Raw genomic sequence first — 19,288 nt, 5'->3', positions numbered from 1 at the left:
ATATAGAGTATCTTCTATCCCTTGTAAATACTTACTTCCAAACCTAGATTAATCCAGAATTCAGGTTTAATAGTTCACACTGTCTTGATTTTGAGAGTTGATTTAGCTTGGAGTGTACAAGACTCTTTTTATTTGATAAATCCAAGCTTTTGAGCTTTCCCACGGCCCAGTCCCTCTCAACTGTGATTCTACCAAGAGCTTTAGCAAGTTCATCATTTTGCTCTTGTAAATGATTTATTTGTTCTTGATATTCACTCAAAACTTTAGCTGGTTCAAAAGCTAATGCCGCATTACCTAAAAACTGTTTTTTCCAATTTTGAATTGTTTTAACACTTATTGCATATTTTGAAGCTAACTGACCAAGTGTCGACTCCTCTTTTATTAATCTCTCAGGGTTTAATTCCCCGAAGCTCTGCTTCGTGATATCATAAGAAACAACTAAAACTTTTTTAGATACCTCGTAGCTCTGCTGCGAGGAGCATCATTTTTCATAAAAGTACAAAAGTGAAAACGTTAATTGAATCTGTTGGTTGCAGTATTTTATTTTTACCAACTTATTCTCATGATTTAAATCCTATTGAGCATTACTGGTTTAAAATCAAGAATGAAATTAGGAAAGTTGCAGGAGATTTTGAAACATTCTATGATGCTGTTTACTATGTTCTTAAAAAAGTCACTACCTTATCGCATTAAGCTATATATAGCTAACGCGGAAAGATTTTTACCATAGTTTTTGTATTTACTCACATATTCACCAGATCTAAATCCTATTAAACATTGCTGGACTAACTTTAAAAAATGTTTACGTAAAATTATTGATCAATGCCTAAGTTTTTCCTAATCTGTGGTAGAAACATTTCCATGTTAGCTATATCAAATAATTTACTTTAAATTGTAGAAATATCGCTTTTAAGCTGATAAAAGCACTAAATATTTAACTTTAAATATAAATTTTTACTTTAGTCAGAAAAATTAGAATTTTTGTCAAAACTTCAGTAAATTAGCGTTATGACTCTTATGTATATAACTGCTTTCTTCCATTCAAGTAGTATAGCTAACACGGAAATGTTTCTACCACAGATTAGGAAAAACTTAGGCATTGATCAATAATTTTATGTAAACAGTTTTTAAAGTTAGTCCAGCAATGTTTAATAGGATTTAGATCTGGTGAATATGTGAGTAAATACAAAAACTATGGTAAAAACCTTTTCGCGTTAGCTATATATCACGAAGCAGAGCTTCGGGGAATTAAACCCTGAGAGATTAATTTTCATAAAAGGGTAAATTCCAGTATTAATTAAGCCAGATTTATATTTTCTTCCCATACCTCATTGGGTGTTTTATAACCGAGCACTTTTCTTGGTAAATTATTTAAAAAATCCTCAATTTCTTGTAATTGCTTTATTGTTAATTTTTTTATATCTAAAGATTTAGAGTATACTCTGTGCACCATTGAGTTAATCTTCTCTATCAATGGTTTTTGCCATGGAAAATAAGGATTGCAAAAATATACTTTTCGTTCAGATTTTGGCAATAGTTGTTCATGATTGGTAAATTCTTTGCCATTATCTAACGTTATGCTTTTGATTATATGCGACAATTGTTTAAGTTTTTTATTCATGTTACCAATCACATCTTGTGTTCTTTTTGAACGGTTTAAAGTTAGAAACACTTTTTGTGTTCTGATATCCACAAGAGCGCCTATATTACGACTTTGATTACCTTTGTTAAAAGTTAAATCACCTTCTAAATGACCTATTGCTGCTATCTTTCTATTTATCTCTGGTCTTTCAGTAATGGAAACTCGATTTGGTATTGTAATTCTTTTGTTTCTGATTCTTGTACCATGATGCAACCTATTTTTCCTTTTTCTTGCTAAAGATAAATATAATTTTTGCCTTTGTGCTATAGGAGATGTATAAATAAACTGGTATATACTCTCTGTAGAAATATTGACAGTATCAGGAGTTTCGCACTTAGCAAATAATATGCTAATCTAGAGAAAAATAGTTTTAGATAAAAATGACAAGATCAAAATGTAGCAAAGATTTATATAAATCATTCTTACAAGCAAGTAGTGTAAGATATACTAGCAAAGCATTATCTGAAGTAAGTCCATTAGATCTATCGCACGATAGTGCAAGTCGATGGTTAAAGAGTAAGGATTTTCGCCCTAGCGAAATCTATAGCAAAGTGTCAAAATATATTGATCTGGAAGATCCTTGTTTATTAGTGGGAGATGACACCTTATTGTCAAAGCAATACAGTAAGAGGATCGAGCTTGTAAATTATCAATATTCTGGGGCTGTACATGATGTTATACCTGGTATAGGAATGGTAAACTTACTGCATTACAATACTCAAATTGATCAATCTACTCCTGTAGATTATAGAATATATGATAAAGAAACTGATGGTAAAACAAAGAACGAGCATTTTTGTGATATGCTTACTTTAGCTAAAGAAAGAGGTATCAAGCCTGATGCTATAGTTATGGATGCTTGGTATAGTGGTTTGGATAATTTAAAACATATACGTAATTTAGGTTGGATATGGGTTACCAACCTAAGAAAAAATAGAAAAGTTAATCGTAATGTTAGCTTGGAAACTTTAGAGATTCCCGATGAAGGGCTAAAAATTCACCTACGTGGATACGGTTGGGTTACGGTATTTAAGTTTGTGGCAAAAAATGGTCGCATTGATTACATAACAACTAATTTAGAGAATCCTACACGTGAGCAAATAGAGAAAATTGTTAAGGCGCGTTGGTCTATAGAAGTTTATCATCGAGAATTGAAACAAACTTGTGGTATTGAATGCTGTCAGGCACGCACGGGTCGAGCTCAAAGAAATCATATTTGCCTTGCTGTATTGGCCTGGCTTGATATGAACAAAAGGAGGATAAATGAAAACATTACTTTATATCAACAAACTTGGGAAGTTATAAAAACATCAATTCAGAACAACATTAAATGGCTTCTAACTAATACACAATTTTGCTAAGTGCGAAACTCCTGTTAGTAAGAATCTGATTAGTGAGAATGGTACTATAGAGATAAATGTTCCAAGAGACAGACAAGGTAAATTTGAACCTATAATAGGAAAGTTCTATAATTAATTAAGCCAGATATAATCAATTTTTAATCTCTCAGGGTTTAATTCCCCGAAGCTCTGCTTCGTGATATCATAAGAAACAACTAAAACTTTTTTAGATACCTCGTAGCTCTGCTGCGAGGAGCATCATTTAAATATAGATATATCATGGCTCATTTAACGATAGATGAAAGATTTAAAATATACGAAATGAATAAGAGTGGTTATAGCTCGCGATATATAGGGACAAAGATTGGCCGTGATAAAAGCACTATATGTTATGAACTCAAGAGAATGAGGCATAATTATAGACCAGATAGGGCTAACACACTTGCTTGCAGTTTAAGGCAAGGTAAGAGAAAAAGAAAATTAGATATTGATAATAATTTACGAGCAGAAATAATAAAGCAGTTAACACAGGGTATTTCACCAGATATAATTTCAGGTAGACGTAAACTATCACGAGATACTGTCAATATTTCTACAGAGAGTATATACCAGTTTATTTATACATCTCCTATAGCACAAAGGCAAAAATTATATTTATCTTTAGCAAGAAAAAGGAAAAATAGGTTGCATCATGGTACAAGAATCAGAAACAAAAGAATTACAATACCAAATCGAGTTTCCATTACTGAAAGACCAGAGATAAATAGAAAGATAGCAGCAATAGGTCATTTAGAAGGTGATTTAACTTTTAACAAAGGTAATCAAAGTCGTAATATAGGCGCTCTTGTGGATATCAGAACACAAAAAGTGTTTCTCACTTTAAACCGTTCAAAAAGAACACAAGATGTGATTGGTAACATGAATAAAAAACTTAAACAATTGTCGCATATAATCAAAAGCATAACGTTAGATAATGGCAAAGAATTTACCAATCATGAACAACTATTGCCAAAATCTGAACGAAAAGTATATTTTTGCAATCCTTATTCTCCATGGCAAAAACCATTGATAGAGAAGATTAACTCAATGGTGCACAGAGTATACTCTAAATCTTTAGATATAAAAAAATTAACAATAAAGCAATTACAAGAAATTGAGGATTTTTTAAATAATTTACCAAGAAAAGTGCTCGGTTATAAAACACCCAATGAGGTATGGGAAGAAAATATAAATCTGGCTTAATTAATACTGGAATTTACCATAGTCTCAAAGAAACAAACAAGAATAGATGGCTTAGACCAAAAGATAATATCCTTATATGCGAAGGGTATGAGTGTGTCTGATATTAAAACACAATTGCAAGAATTATATGGAGCTGAGATCAGTGAGAGCCTAATCAGCAGGATTACAGATGAAGTAATAGATGAGGTCAAGATTTGGCAGAGTAGACCTCTTGAGTCAGTATACCCTATAGTATATTTTGACTGTTTAGTAGTGAAAGTAAGACAAGCTAAACTTATTATTAAGGAAAGTTCTATAATTAATCTCTCAGGGTTTAATTCCCCAAAGCTCTGCTTCGTGATATCATAAGAAACAACTAAAACTTTTTTAGATACCTCGTAGCTCTGCTGCGAGGAGCATCATTTAAATATAGATATATCATGGCTCATTTAACGATAGATGAAAGATTTAAAATATACGAAATGAATAAGAGTGGTTATAGCTCGCGATATATAGGGACAAAGATTGGCCGTGATAAAAGCACTATATGTTATGAACTCAAGAGAATGAGGCATAATTATAGACCAGATAGGGCTAACACACTTGCTTGCAGTTTAAGGCAAGGTAAGAGAAAAAGAAAATTAGATATTGATAATAATTTACGAGCAGAAATAATAAAGCAGTTAACACAGGGTATTTCACCAGATATAATTTCAGGTAGACGTAAACTATCACGAGATACTGTCAATATTTCTACAGAGAGTATATACCAGTTTATTTATACATCTCCTATAGCACAAAGGCAAAAATTATATTTATCTTTAGCAAGAAAAAGGAAAAATAGGTTGCATCATGGTACAAGAATCAGAAACAAAAGAATTACAATACCAAATCGAGTTGCCATTACTGAAAGACCAGAGATAAATAGAAAGATAGCAGCAATAGGTCATTTAGAAGGTGATTTAACTTTTAACAAAGGTAATCAAAGTCGTAATATAGGCGCTCTTGTGGATATCAGAACACAAAAAGTGTTTCTCACTTTAAACCGTTCAAAAAGAACACAAGATGTGATTAGTAACATGAATAAAAAACTTAAACAATTGTCGCATATAATCAAAAGCATAACGTTAGATAATGGCAAAGAATTTACCAATCATGAACAACTATTGCCAAAATCTGAACGAAAAGTATATTTTTGCAATCCTTATTCTCCATGGCAAAAACCATTGATAGAGAAGATTAACTCAATGGTGCACAGAGTATACTCTAAATCTTTAGATATAAAAAAATTAACAAGTCCGTCCGCCAAAACTCTACAAGCCTTATAGATAATATGGTTTTAAGACAAGAAGTAATACAACAATCCGTAAGAAAATGATAAAATATGGTCATAAACCTTATGGATTTCAGTCAATGCCAATAGACAACATTATCAAATCGCAAGAACAAGGGAAACTGTTTGGTTATAAATTAAAAGAAGAATTAAACCCAAATAATAAGCTATATAAATTAAGAGAATTAATAAATTGGTCTAGGCTCGAAGAGTGGTTATCAAAAAATGTTTGTATTAAGAAATTTGGTAGAAATAGAAAATGTCATAGAGTGATGCTTGGCATAACGATGCTACAAGCAATGTATAATTTTTCAGATTCATTATCAGAGGAAGAGCTAAAAGAGAATATGTATTGGCAGTATTTCTGCGGGTGGGAATATATAGAAAAAGACATAGCTATCTCGGAAACTAGTATACGACGGTTTCGTAGTGTATTAGGTGAAGCTGGATATAATGAGATATTATCGGAGTTGATCAGGGTTGGGATAAAAACTAACACAATTAAAAAAAAAGATTTGGAATTAATCATCGCTGATACGACTGTACAAATTAAGAATATCAAACACCCACACGATGTTTATTTAATGGATAAAGCTAGGCTTAGCATAGTAAAGCTTTGCAACAGTTTGGGTATACATTTGAATGAAACATACGCTAGAACCTATAAACGCGATATAGTAAAGCTATGGAAATATAAAGAACATAGTAAAGCCAAGAAGCGTTGGAAAATAATGAAGCATTTAAAAATATTACTGGGTCGTTTGATTAGAGTATGTGAGCGTGAGATCAAAAATAAGCAATTAAACTTGTCTCTCAAAAATCAAGAAGTATTGCAAAAAATAAAACAAATACATAACCAATCTGTTTTAAAAAGAGAAGCTAAAAAGCAATATAAAGAAGATAACAAAGTATTATATAGTTTTCATGCCCCTGAAGTAGAGTGTATAGGAAAGGGAAAACGCAACAAGCCATATGAGTTTGGCAATAAAGTAGCGGTAGTAGTAAGTGGTCGTAGAAATTTTGTTTTATCCGCAAAATCGTTTCATAATAATCCTTATGATGGTCATACATTGCATCAGAGCTTTGAAGCAGTAGAGAGTGTCACTGGAATCAAGATAAAGAAATCATTTGTTGATCTTGGGTATAGTGGTAGCAATGTAAAGGAGAAGAGTAAGGTATATACCCCAAAAACGCGGCAGAAGTTGTTACAAGAGGACAAGTCTATGATCAAGAGACGCAGTGCCATAGAACCAATAATAGGTCACTTAAAGCAATATGGTCGGATGGGTAGAAACTTCTTGAAAGGTATGATAGGAGATATTATCAATCCAATAATCTCTGCTATTGGTTTGAATTTACGATGCATTGCAAATCATTTACAAATCGTGTCTAACTCCACATAAATCAAAAATATCATCATGCAAAAACTAGATGAACGATAAAAAATCGTTAACAATAGCTCCATATCAAAATTAGACCAACACAGAAATGTATCAGTAAAAATTAACATAACTTATTAATTTTTATTGAAAATCTTAGCAATTTGTTGTCAAAACTCTATCCCATTACAAATGATCAGGATTTGAAGTGTTTTTGGCGGATAGACTAACAATAAAGCAATTACAAGAAATTGAGGATTTTTTAAATAATTTACCAAGAAAAGTGCTCGGTTATAAAACACCCAATGAGGTATGGGAAGAAAATATAAATCTGGCTTAATTAATACTGGAATTTACCTATGTTCTATAGCTAACACGGAAATGTTTCTACCACAGATTAGGAAAAACTTAGGCATTGATCAATAATTTTACGTAAACAGTTTTTAAAGTTAGTCCAGCAATGTTTAATAGGATTTAGATCTGGTGAATATGTGAGTAAATACAAAAACTATGGTAAAAACCTTTCCGCGTTAGCTATAACTCACGTATGGCTAACTCCTGTAGATAATCTATATATGTTTTCTTTTCTTGCTCAAAGCTTTCTGCAACTGATTTATAGCACGATGCAAAAGTAGGTAAGCAAAGGTTCTTGAGTAAATTATTTAGCGGTTGCGGAGTTATTATCTGTTTACTCATGCAACCTCCATTGTTTTAAAGCAATGTAATTGATCATATTCAGACCTGAAGTTTTGACAAAATCCTTTCCATAAGGAGAAATGTATTCCAATTTTTTTATACTTTTTTAGTAATAACAAAATTTATTTATTCTATTTGGGTACATAATGTGTCAAAAACTGTAGCAATTTTGTCTAATATTGCTGGTTTATACTTACTAATATTATTTGGTAATTCTAGCTTTTTATTAAATGAGGTTTTGGTAATTTGGTTACTTCCATCAAAACTTGATTTTATTGTAATTTCCAACTTACCGTGTTTATTACTTTTGCGTATTACTGGTGCAAATGGTTTGACCTGATGATTATTTCTAATATTTCTATGATCTGGTATCCCTCTGGATATAGACTTTTCTAATATTTCTTCAAGGGCAATTTGTGGCATAGATCTATAAACTTCACTTGGAGACAACATATTGCTATTGATTTTTTTATCCCATGCCCTTACTTTTCTTGCCTTAACTGAAGATTGTGCATGATACAATATGTTGTACGCTAGCATTACGAATAACATATAATCCTCATCTTTATTTGGATCATTCGTTTGAAATTTATCCATCAATAATTTTGACTTACCAAATTTAAAAAAATGCTCAATATCAAACCTTTGTCTATAGTATTCATATACTTCTTTACCACTGATTTTATCTTTTTGTTGGCCAGAAACACATAACCATAAATCTCTGTTATATTTCCTATTTCCTGATGCATCTAACACCTTAACCTGAATAAAATTCAGCGGTTTATCAGACATGATATGCTGTTTCTTGCCCTTGATTAGATAATTCTTAAATAGTGAAATACTAATTGATATGTCACCATTTTTTGTAGCCTTTACTACAGTTTCTTCTGTATCTGGAATCAGTAAATTATCAGAACTACTACAAGAAATCTTAGCTCCATAAGATCTTTTACGACCTCTTGTTTTTTGCTCCTCTATATATATTTTGTAAATACTGCGATTAATTCTTTGGCGGGTTATTGTTACCGTATTTGCTTCATTGTGCAGCGGGTGAATGAAAGATAGAGCGCTATAACCTGCATCACCTACTGTTATATTTAGAGCCTTTTGTGGTATTTGCTTAACAATTTTCATTATTTGTTTGCTACCTTTGCTATACTTATTCTCATCTGATTTTACTCTATTTATAGATATTGGTACAGACCATTTAGGCTGAGCACCGATGCAAACTACACTATATTCATAACCCGCAACTGGTCGGTTATTAGCATTCTGTCTAATATATGTACGATCAATTGCTTTCTTGGAATCTTTCTTGCTACTCACTGTAGTATCTATTTGCAGTAAGTTTTTACCCTCATTAATCAGTTTACTTATTAAGTATTTTTCTATATCTTCTCGAGTCTTAAAACGTTGCTCATCTCTTATATTTAATGATTCATCACGAGCACAGTAAAAATTCTCTATAGCTCTGTATACACTTGACCAACTACGCTGAAAATATTTATTAGTTGTTAATTCAACAACAGATCTTGCTTTAACGCTATCATTAGTTACTAGTGATAGTATTAATTCTAAAACCACATCTTGATTATAGGGGAAAATTTTTTATTTCTTGCAACATTTCTTGCATAATCATACACACTAAAAACCATTTTGTATTTGAGCGTATTTATATCATACTTTATAAGTTTGGTTATCTTTTTGTCAAAACTTCAGTTTTTATCTAAAACTATTTTTCTCTAGATTAACATACTTTTTGCTAAGTGCGAAACTCCTGAAATAGATAGTTTTGTTGAATCAATAAAATATATTCCTGTATCTTCACCTCGTAGTAATTGCAACATTATTGACAATGGCAATATTAACCTTGGCCATAATTGTACTATTCTACTATAACATGGTAAATTAAAGTAACCCTTATATTTATGCGGTAAGTAGTATAAATAATAGTTTTTAAAGTCCTTGCAAGGCGATAGATAAAAATATATGACTATTGTCATCAATTCTGCAAGACTTAATTTTCCTATTCTATGCCTTTGCTGATTTGTTGATAATAGACGGTGTTCTATCCATTCTTCATATATTTTACAAAAATTATCTACTAAATAATATACAGTTATGATACATCTTTTCATGTTGAGTTACTGATCTTTTATTAAAAAAATCTATCATAACTCAACATTAATCTCCTTTAAACCCTTTATCTATAAGCTTTCTATCTATCCCTTATCCTAAATTAGCGTTTATAGCGATATTTAGTCACCCATACTATATGATAAGTGCAATCGTAAACTGTGTGGCTTAGCTTCTTGTAATACTGCATCTCTTCATTCTATATGTTAAAACGACGCACTGCAAGTGCGGGGTTTTTCTCCCAAATTTGGGACAATAAAATTTGTTTTGGATTTTAAATATGCTATATTCAATATCTGAAGTTTTGACAAAAAATTTTTATTAAAAAAAGTGGCGAGTGTATCAATCTATAATTTGTATTATATATCAAATAATTTACTTTAAATTGTAGAAATATCGCTTTTAAGCTGATAAAAGCGCCAAATATTTAACTTTAAATATAAATTTTTACTTTAGTCAGAAAAATTAGAATTTTTGTCAAAACTTCAGTCAATATAAAAACGATATTTATGATTTCTAATATTCCTTTTTTACAGGATTTTGCTGAGTTTATTGTAAGTAAATTTGGTAAGGAAAATTTGCGTAAAGAACTCAAAATAATATTACCGAATAGTCGTTCTTGCATCGAATTAAAGGAGCTTTTGACTGGCAATTATAATGTAAAGAATTTACCTATTATTATCCCATTCAATGCTATTATTTCACAAAAAGATTCTTCTGAAGATTACATGTCTAAAATGGAAGAATTATTTACCCTATCAAAAATAATTACCGAATATAAAAAATTCGATTTTACTCCTGAGGAAGCATTAAAAGCTGCTGGAATTTTAAATAAGCTATTTGCTGATTTAGTAAATCATAATGTCGATATAAAATTAATTGAGACTTACAATAATTCAGAATATTGGCAGAATATTTATAAATTCTTAGAAGATAGTTTTTTAAAATGGCAAAAAAACGAAAAGCAAAGCAGTAATAATTATAAATTAAAATTGCTTTTGGAAGAGATAGCAAGAACCAAAAACAGCCATAAACAGGTAATATTAGCCGGCATATTTAAGCCTGATTCTTTCTTAAAGAAATATGAGCAAAAACTGCAAATAATTAAATATGATGAAATAAAACTAGTTCGCAATAACATATATTATTACGAAGCAGCAGATATCTATGAAGAGGCTGACCAGATAGCTCATATATGCCAGCAAAATGCAGATAAAAAAATAGCTATTGTTATAAATAATGACAAATTGAAAAGGATATATTGTAACTATTTAGATAAATATGGGCTAGTATTTGAAGATTTAATAGGTAATGATCTCAAGCTGACAAATGTAAGTAGCTTACTAATATCTATTATCAATATATTATGTAATAATTTTGATTTAAAACTTTTATTTTTATTACTTAAAAACCCTTTAATAAACTGCACTAATGTTCAAGAACTTGAGTTATTATTATCAGGTAAAAATCGTTTTATATCTTCACCAAAATATTTACTACAATTACAATTTGATAGTGAGGAACTAAAAATTTATTGCCATAATTTAGTAGATATTTTATTTGCTACAAAACCTTATACTATCAAGGATATATTAGTGCTTTCTAAAGAAATTTCTGAGAAGATTTTACCGGATATTTGGGAAAAAGAGGGAGGAGCTGAGCTATTAGAGTGCTTAAATAATTTAGCAGAGTTTAGCGGTAGTATAAACGTCAGTAAAAAAGACTTTCCTAAAATTTTTGCTTTATTACTTTCTAACGTTAAATATTATAAAAATATTGAATCTAAGATAGTTATTGGCTCACCTGAAGAACTTGTTTTATCTCGTTTCGATTTAGTTATATTACCACATTTTAATAGCGATAATTGGAGTACTACTACCACTACTCATCCTTATTTAAGTAAAGAAGCAAAGCAAATATTGAATATAGATTATGATGAAATTACTCCCAAACTATATTCAGATTATTTTGATTTGTTATTACAAAATGAAAAAGTAATCATATTAAATGCAAAAAAATATGCCGGAAAATTATCCACTCCTTGTAATTTATTTTTAAAGTTATCAAACAAAAATGTCATCCCGAATAAAAGTGTCATACTGCGACTTGATCGCGGTATCTCTGGAGTTATATTTCTGGATTCCACTACAAGCACGCAAGATGACATAGAACAGGCGGCACATAGTACTTTTTTCCCAAGCATATTATCCGTAACTGATATAGAAACTTTAATCAGGAATCCATATGGTTTTTATGCTAAGAAAATTCTAAAGCTACGGACTCAAGATAAGATATGGGAAGAGCCAAAAATATCAGATTTCGGAAACTTTATTCATAAGGTTCTAGAAGAATACTCAAAAAACTACGACCAGCAAAATATGCTTGATCAACAGCAAGCTCTGCTGAATATTGGCAATAATATTTTACATAGCACTATTCTACCGACATATACAAAGAAAACTTGGCAAACAAAACTAACACTACTTAGCAAAGCTTTTATTTTATTTGATATGGAACGCAGAAAAAATTGCAGCAATATTTATTTTGAAATTAAAGGAGAACTGAACTTAAACATAGCAGGACAGGATATAAAAATCGTCGGTATAGCTGACCGAATTGAAATCAGTAAATCAAACCGCATAACTATATTAGATTATAAAACTGGTACTATCCCAACTAAAAAGGAAATAGAGCTAGGGCTTTCACCTCAGCTTATTATAGAAAGTTTGATGATACTCGAAAACGGCTTTAATGTAATATGTCATTCCCACGAAAGCGGTAAGTCAATTGAAGACATTACCATTGCCTATGTAAAAATAACTAGCACCGAGCCTTATGTACAAACAACAGAAATAAGTTTAAGCATGGAAACACTAGAAAAACATAAACAAGGATTAATAAGACTGCTTGAATATTATGTTAAAAACAAGTCCTTTGTTTATGACTTAGATTTATCAAAATATAATGATTATTTGCATTTGAGGGGGTAGTATTTGTTATTATGATGAAAGCGTTATTACATAAATCAAACTCTGTCATCCCGCGACTTGATCGCGGGATCCAGTTAAAAATATCAATTTTATGAGTCTTTTGCAATGATTGTGTAAATTTTTGTTGAGCCTATATTAGAAGTAATGATGCTCCTCGCAGCAGAGCTACGAGGTATCTAAAAAAGTTTTAGTTGTTTCTTATGATATCACGAAGCAGAGCTTCGGGGAATTAAACCCTGAGAGATTAATCTAGGTTTGGAAGTAAGTATTTACAAGGGATATAAGATACTCTATATAGTCCGTCCGCCAAAACTCTACAAGCCTTATAGATAATATGGTTTTAAGACAAGAAGTAATACAACAATCCGTAAGAAAATGATAAAATATGGTCATAAACCTTATGGATTTCAGTCAATGCCAATAGACAACATTATCAAATCGCAAGAACAAGGGAAACTGTTTGGTTATAAATTAAAAGAAGAATTAAACCCAAATAATAAGCTATATAAATTAAGAGAATTAATAAATTGGTCTAGGCTCGAAGAGTGGTTATCAAAAAATGTTTGTATTAAGAAATTTGGTAGAAATAGAAAATGTCATAGAGTGATGCTTGGCATAACGATGCTACAAGCAATGTATAATTTTTCAGATTCATTATCAGAGGAAGAGCTAAAAGAGAATATGTATTGGCAGTATTTCTGCGGGTGGGAATATATAGAAAAAGACATAGCTATCTCGGAAACTAGTATACGACGGTTTCGTAGTGTATTAGGTGAAGCTGGATATAATGAGATATTATCGGAGTTGATCAGGGTTGGGATAAAAACTAACACAATTAAAAAAAAAGATTTGGAATTAATCATCGCTGATACGACTGTACAAATTAAGAATATCAAACACCCACACGATGTTTATTTAATGGATAAAGCTAGGCTTAGCATAGTAAAGCTTTGCAACAGTTTGGGTATACATTTGAATGAAACATACGCTAGAACCTATAAACGCGATATAGTAAAGCTATGGAAATATAAAGAACATAGTAAAGCCAAGAAGCGTTGGAAAATAATGAAGCATTTAAAAATATTACTGGGTCGTTTGATTAGAGTATGTGAGCGTGAGATCAAAAATAAGCAATTAAACTTGTCTCTCAAAAATCAAGAAGTATTGCAAAAAATAAAACAAATACATAACCAATCTGTTTTAAAAAGAGAAGCTAAAAAGCAATATAAAGAAGATAACAAAGTATTATATAGTTTTCATGCCCCTGAAGTAGAGTGTATAGGAAAGGGAAAACGCAACAAGCCATATGAGTTTGGCAATAAAGTAGCGGTAGTAGTAAGTGGTCGTAGAAATTTTGTTTTATCCGCAAAATCGTTTCATAATAATCCTTATGATGGTCATACATTGCATCAGAGCTTTGAAGCAGTAGAGAGTGTCACGGGAATCAAGATAAAGAAATCATTTGTTGATCTTGGGTATAGTGGTAGCAATGTAAAGGAGAAGAGTAAGGTATATACCCCAAAAACGCGGAAGAAGTTGTTACAAGAGGACAAGTCTATGATCAAGAGACGCAGTGCCATAGAACCAATAATAGGTCACTTAAAGCAATATGGTCGGATGGGTAGAAACTTCTTGAAAGGTATGATAGGAGATATTATCAATCCAATAATCTCTGCTATTGGTTTGAATTTACGATGCATTGCAAATCATTTACAAATCGTGTCTAACTCCACATAAATCAAAAATATCATCATGCAAAAACTAGATGGTCCGTCCGCCAAAACTCTAAAAGCCTTATAGGCAATAGGGTTTTAAGGCAAAAATGCATAGTAAAATCCATAAGAAAATGAAAGGTTTTATATCAAAAGCTTATGGAAATACAAAAAAATGACAATAAAAAAATGAATGCATTTTGGGAAATAGTGTGGTTTTTAATACAAAAATTTAAAATCAGCCCTCAAAATTAGAGTAATTTGCTCTAAAATCGCACTATTTTTGGAAATTAGTGACACAAGTGATATTTTTTAGAGTTTTGGCGGAGGGACTAGATGAACGATAAAAAATCGTTAACAATAGCTCCATATCAAAATTAGACCAACACAGAAATGTATCAGTAAAAATTAACATAACTTATTAATTTTTATTGAAAATCTTAGCAATTTGTTGTCAAAACTCTATCCCATTACAAATGATCAGGATTTGAAGTGTTTTTGGCGGATAGACTATATAGTCCCTCCGCCAAAACTCTAAAAAATATCACTTGTGTCACTAATTTCCAAAAATAGTGCGATTTTAGAGCAAATTACTCTAATTTTGAGGGCTGATTTTAAATTTTTGTATTAAAAACCACACTATTTCCCAAAATGCATTCATTTTTTTATTGTCATTTTTTTGTATTTCCATAAGCTTTTGATATAAAACCTTTCATTTTCTTATGGATTTTACTATGCATTTTTGCCTTAAAACCCTATTGCCTATAAGGCTTTTAGAGTTTTGGCGGACGGACTATATAATTTTTAGCAAAAAAACAAGAGTATCCCCATGAAGAAAGATATTACTGCATTATTTTGTTTTGTCGATGATTTTTGTAAAATTAGCGAGCAGTGGATTAATAAATCATTTCTACCATTAATTGGCTCTGTTTCATCAATTGTGTAAATTTCGTGAGCCATTAAATCCTACCATCAAATTTGATCATAAAATGAGCCATAGCTTCATTCCAATTGGGGATAGGCATAGACCATTTTTTGGTGTAGAAGTTAAGATTTGATCTTACAGACACTATAAATTTTGCCCCTGATTGTCAGTTAAATTTTGACTGTCAGATACATATTCAAGATACAAGATTTCATTATTCTTTTCAACAGCTAATTTCTTACTATCCTTAAAAGTTTGCATAGGAGTTTTTCCATAACAATATTTACCAGAATGAGGTCTTTCATTATTGAAATACTCTAGCCAGATATCAAGATCTAATTGTAGGTCATCAAGATCTGTATAAATCTTTTTCCGCATAGCTGTATCAAAGAATTCTTGTTTCATGGTTTTATTAAAACGCTCACACATACCGTTTGTTTGAGGAGAATATGCTTTAGTAGTAGTATGCTCTATACCTTCGATACTTAGAAATAATTCAAAAGCATGATGCTCTATATTCCCCTTATATTCTGACCCACGATCTGTCAGAATACGAAGTATTGGTATCCCTTGAGTCTCATACCATGGTAACACTCGGTCATTAAGCATATCAGCAGCAGTTAAAGCTGTTTTATCAGTATATAGTTTAACATCAGCTACTCTGCTGTAGCTATCAATAAATACCTGAGAATAAACCTTACCTATACCCTTAAAGTTGCCTACATAATATGTATCTTGGCATCCTAGATACCCTGGATGCTGTGTCTCAATTTCTCCATGAGCTTCTTTTTCATTACGACGCTTCTCTAGCACTTGTAATTGTGCCTCAGTAAGCACAATACCATCTTGAGCCATTTTTGCTTCTAATGCTTTAAGTCTTTTACTGATGTTGTTTAAATCATTACGTAACCAAATTGATCTTACTCCCCCAGGTGATACAAGTACACCTGTCTTTTTAAGCTCATTTGATACTCTTAGCTGACCATATGCTGGATATTCTATTGCCATATCTAGTACTGCTTTCTCTACAGCAGGATCAACTCTATTCGCTATTATTGGCTTTCTTCGACTAATTTCATACAACGCTTCTTCGCCACCAGTTTCATACAGTTCTTTAAATCTGTAATAACTATCTCTACTATATCCCATCGCTTTACATGCTGATGATATACTACCAAGGCTCTTAGCTAATTCAAGTAAACCTAATTTTGGTTTTATTATTTTTTGATTTAAGTTCATTCTTTATCTCCATTTAATAATTAATTTATTTTACTAAATGTAAGATATAATCTCAACTATTACATATAATCAATTGTCAGATATAAAACCTTAAATACTGCGTCATCATTTGGAAAGATGCGTTTATTCTTAGTAACTTTTCTCAATTGGCTATTCAGCGATTCTATCGCATTTGTAGTGTAAATAATCTTACGAATCTCCTTTGGATATTGCAAGAAAATTATCAAATTATCCCAATTATTATACCAAGATTTAGCTATATGCGGATATTGCTTACTCCATTTTTGATCAAATGACTCAAGAGCTAATTCTGCTTCTTTTTCAGTAGCAGAAGTATAGATTAGTTTCAAATCCGCTGCTAATTGCTTTCTATCTTTATATGATACATATTTGAGGCTATTCCTGATCTGATGGACAATACAAATTTGATGTTCAGTTTTCGGGTATACTGATGCAATAGCATCAGACATCCCAGTTAGATTATCACTACAAGCAATTAAGATATCTTTTACTCCTCTATTTTTCATCTCAGTAAAATTACCAAGCCAAAATTTAGCTCCTTCATTCTCACTTATCCATAAGCCTAAAATATCCTTTCTGCCAGATAAATCTATTCCTAAAGCTACATATACTGATTTATTAATAATAAGTTTATCTTGTCTTACTTTCACTACTAAACAGTCAAAATATACTATAAGGTATACTGATTCAAGAGGTCTACTCTGCCAAATCTTGACCTCATCTATTACTTCATCTGTAATCCTGCTGATTAGGCTCTCACTGATCTCAGCTCCATATAATTCTTGCAATTGTGTTTTAATATCAGACACACTCATACCCTTCGCATATAAGGATATTATCTTTTGGTCTAAGCCATCTATTCTTGTTTGTTTCTTTGAGACTATTATAGGTTCAAATTTACCTTGTCTGTCTCTTGGAACATTTAGCTCTATAGTACCATTCTCACTAATCAGATTCTTACTAAAACTACCATTCCTCGCATTCTCAGTTTCAGCTCTATCATACTTGCTATAACCTAAATGTTCTGACATCTCAGCATGCAGTGCTCGCTCTAAAATACCCTTGGTTAATTCCTTAATTAATCCATTCTGACTTAGTACTGTTTTTAAATCTACTCCGCCTTTTATCAGCAAATCTATTGCTTCATTTATTTTTTTATTCTTCTCTATTTGCATTTCTGTTACCTATATTTTTAATTACTTCTAATATAGGCTCAACAAAAATTTACACAATCATTGCAAAAGACTCCATTAATTAATAAAAACCCTACAAGAAAGCCTGCAATAAGCTATTCTGAGCTGTTAACAATAGTGCTTTTATACCATCAATCACCTTGTAAAAACTTTAAATATTTTTATATGTCCTATCTACAATTATATGGAAAGTTCTATAATTAATTAAGCCAGATATAATCAATTTTTAATCTCTCAGGGTTTAATTCCCCGAAGCTCTGCTTCGTGATATCATAAGAAACAACTAAAACTTTTTTAGATACCTCGTAGCTCTGCTGCGAGGAGCATCATTTAAATATAGATATATCATGGCTCATTTAACGATAGATGAAAGATTTAAAATATACGAAATGAATAAGAGTGGTTATAGCTCGCGATATATAGGGACAAAGATTGGCCGTGATAAAAGCACTATATGTTATGAACTCAAGAGAATGAGGCATAATTATAGACCAGATAGGGCTAACACACTTGCTTGCAGTTTAAGGCAAGGTAAGAGAAAAAGAAAATTAGATATTGATAATAATTTACGAGCAGAAATAATAAAGCAGTTAACACAGGGTATTTCACCAGATATAATTTCAGGTAGACGTAAACTATCACGAGATACTGTCAATATTTCTACAGAGAGTATATACCAGTTTATTTATACATCTCCTATAGCACAAAGGCAAAAATTATATTTATCTTTAGCAAGAAAAAGGAAAAATAGGTTGCATCATGGTACAAGAATCAGAAACAAAAGAATTACAATACCAAATCGAGTTTCCATTACTGAAAGACCAGAGATAAATAGAAAGATAGCAACAATAGGTCATTTAGAAGGTGATTTAACTTTTAACAAAGGTAATCAAAGTCGTAATATAGGCGCTCTTGTGGATATCAGAACACAAAAAGTGTTTCTCACTTTAAACCGTTCAAAAAGAACACAAGATGTGATTGGTAACATGAATAAAAAACTTAAACAATTGTCGCATATAATCAAAAGCATAACGTTAGATAATGGCAAAGAATTTACCAATCATGAACAACTATTGCCAAAATCTGAACGAAAAGTATATTTTTGCAATCCTTATTCTCCATGGCAAAAACCATTGATAGAGAAGATTAACTCAATGGTGCACAGAGTATACTCTAAATCTTTAGATATAAAAAAATTAACAATAAAGCAATTACAAGAAATTGAGGATTTTTTAAATAATTTACCAAGAAAAGTGCTCGGTTATAAAACACCCAATGAGGTATGGGAAGAAAATATAAATCTGGCTTAATTAATACTGGAATTTACCTATAAATCAGACTTTGTAACTCTTCCATCATATACTCGTTTTATAGCTCTAAAACCAAGAGTATAATGGACTAATGGTATGGACCTCCTGATATAGAGAATGAAAAGCAGTTGCTAATCTTCTAGGGTTAATA

Annotated in this window: 10 protein-coding genes and 11 pseudogenes; 13 read left to right on the top strand and 8 right to left on the bottom strand. The window is 31.2% G+C overall.

Annotated features, from left to right (window positions below; translation table 11 throughout):
• Positions 1–43: 43 nt before the first annotated feature.
• Complete coding sequence (locus AAHI98_RS12835) at positions 44–259, bottom strand: hypothetical protein (RefSeq protein ID WP_342226029.1); 216 nt, start codon at positions 257–259, stop codon at positions 44–46.
• Positions 260–477: 218 nt separating this feature from the next.
• Between AAHI98_RS12835 and AAHI98_RS12830 the strand changes: the two are divergent.
• A pseudogene (locus AAHI98_RS12830) lies at positions 478–693 on the top strand (transposase); the annotation flags it as partial.
• Positions 694–1,297: 604 nt separating this feature from the next.
• Here the strand turns inward: AAHI98_RS12830 and AAHI98_RS12825 are convergent.
• Positions 1,298–1,963: pseudogene (locus AAHI98_RS12825) on the bottom strand (IS30 family transposase); the annotation flags it as partial.
• 59 nt (positions 1,964–2,022) lie between these two features.
• Here AAHI98_RS12825 and AAHI98_RS12820 point away from each other — a divergent pair.
• From AAHI98_RS12820 to AAHI98_RS12795, 7 genes and pseudogenes are all read left to right on the top strand, one after another.
• Complete coding sequence (locus AAHI98_RS12820; protein ID WP_342224656.1) at positions 2,023–3,003, top strand: IS701 family transposase; 981 nt, start codon at positions 2,023–2,025, stop codon at positions 3,001–3,003.
• 16 nt (positions 3,004–3,019) lie between these two features.
• Positions 3,020–3,100: pseudogene (locus AAHI98_RS18760) on the top strand (transposase); the annotation flags it as partial.
• 161 nt (positions 3,101–3,261) lie between these two features.
• A complete protein-coding gene (locus tag AAHI98_RS12815) occupies positions 3,262–4,224 on the top strand; it encodes an IS30 family transposase (protein ID WP_342224646.1) in 963 nt (320 codons plus the stop codon).
• A gap of 18 nt (positions 4,225–4,242) precedes the next feature.
• A pseudogene (locus AAHI98_RS12810) lies at positions 4,243–4,530 on the top strand (transposase); the annotation flags it as partial.
• 113 nt (positions 4,531–4,643) lie between these two features.
• Positions 4,644–5,498, top strand: a pseudogene (locus tag AAHI98_RS12805) (IS30 family transposase); the annotation flags it as partial.
• Positions 5,499–5,577: 79 nt separating this feature from the next.
• Positions 5,578–6,939: an IS5 family transposase gene (locus tag AAHI98_RS12800; protein WP_342226027.1), complete on the top strand. Its 1,362-nt coding sequence runs from the start codon at positions 5,578–5,580 to the stop codon at positions 6,937–6,939.
• 199 nt (positions 6,940–7,138) lie between these two features.
• Positions 7,139–7,255: pseudogene (locus AAHI98_RS12795) on the top strand (IS30 family transposase); the annotation flags it as partial.
• Positions 7,256–7,449: 194 nt separating this feature from the next.
• On the opposite strand, the gene AAHI98_RS12790 reads toward AAHI98_RS12795, so the two are convergent.
• The 4 genes and pseudogenes from AAHI98_RS12790 to AAHI98_RS12775 form a co-directional block, all read right to left on the bottom strand.
• Entirely contained in the window at positions 7,450–7,611 is a 162-nt protein-coding gene (locus AAHI98_RS12790; protein ID WP_342226025.1) for a hypothetical protein, read from the bottom strand.
• Between the two features lie 126 nt (positions 7,612–7,737).
• Positions 7,738–9,195, bottom strand: a complete 1,458-nt coding sequence (locus tag AAHI98_RS12785) for a transposase (protein ID WP_342224664.1) — start codon at positions 9,193–9,195, stop codon at positions 7,738–7,740.
• Between the two features lie 197 nt (positions 9,196–9,392).
• A pseudogene (locus tag AAHI98_RS12780) lies at positions 9,393–9,749 on the bottom strand (IS982 family transposase); the annotation flags it as partial.
• Positions 9,750–9,859: 110 nt separating this feature from the next.
• Positions 9,860–9,937: pseudogene (locus AAHI98_RS12775) on the bottom strand (IS200/IS605-like element ISW1 family transposase); the annotation flags it as partial.
• Between the two features lie 319 nt (positions 9,938–10,256).
• Between AAHI98_RS12775 and AAHI98_RS12770 the strand changes: the two are divergent.
• The 3 genes and pseudogenes from AAHI98_RS12770 to AAHI98_RS18755 all read left to right on the top strand — a co-directional run.
• Positions 10,257–12,737 (top strand): RecB family exonuclease, encoded by a 2,481-nt coding sequence (locus tag AAHI98_RS12770; protein ID WP_342226024.1) that lies wholly within the window; start codon positions 10,257–10,259, stop codon positions 12,735–12,737.
• Between the two features lie 375 nt (positions 12,738–13,112).
• Positions 13,113–14,474 carry an IS5 family transposase gene (locus tag AAHI98_RS12765; protein WP_342224717.1) on the top strand — a complete coding sequence of 454 codons (1,362 nt, stop codon included), beginning with the start codon at positions 13,113–13,115 and terminating at the stop codon, positions 14,472–14,474.
• An 804-nt stretch (positions 14,475–15,278) separates the two neighbouring features.
• Positions 15,279–15,371: pseudogene (locus AAHI98_RS18755) on the top strand (IS982 family transposase); the annotation flags it as partial.
• 147 nt (positions 15,372–15,518) lie between these two features.
• On the opposite strand, the gene AAHI98_RS12755 reads toward AAHI98_RS18755, so the two are convergent.
• Together AAHI98_RS12755 and AAHI98_RS12750 are read right to left on the bottom strand one after the other, a co-directional pair.
• Positions 15,519–16,613, bottom strand: coding sequence for an IS481 family transposase (locus AAHI98_RS12755; RefSeq protein ID WP_342225135.1), 1,095 nt, complete (start codon positions 16,611–16,613; stop codon positions 15,519–15,521).
• Positions 16,614–16,675: 62 nt separating this feature from the next.
• Positions 16,676–17,809 (bottom strand): annotated as a pseudogene (locus AAHI98_RS12750) (IS256 family transposase); the annotation flags it as partial.
• Between the two features lie 84 nt (positions 17,810–17,893).
• Here AAHI98_RS12750 and AAHI98_RS18750 point away from each other — a divergent pair.
• Both AAHI98_RS18750 and AAHI98_RS12745 read left to right on the top strand, forming a co-directional pair.
• Positions 17,894–18,013: pseudogene (locus tag AAHI98_RS18750) on the top strand (IS982 family transposase); the annotation flags it as partial.
• 161 nt (positions 18,014–18,174) lie between these two features.
• The gene (locus AAHI98_RS12745) at positions 18,175–19,137 is read left to right on the top strand and encodes an IS30 family transposase (protein ID WP_342226021.1); all 963 of its coding nucleotides are present in this window, start codon (positions 18,175–18,177) and stop codon (positions 19,135–19,137) included.
• The last annotated feature ends 151 nt before the right edge of the window (positions 19,138–19,288 follow it).

It is taken from the genome of Rickettsia endosymbiont of Urophora cardui, assembly GCF_964030725.1.
Taxonomy (GTDB): Bacteria; Pseudomonadota; Alphaproteobacteria; order Rickettsiales; family Rickettsiaceae; genus Rickettsia.
The sequence above is the reverse complement of the archived record's forward strand: the minus strand, read 5'-3'. Positions and strand labels throughout refer to the sequence as shown.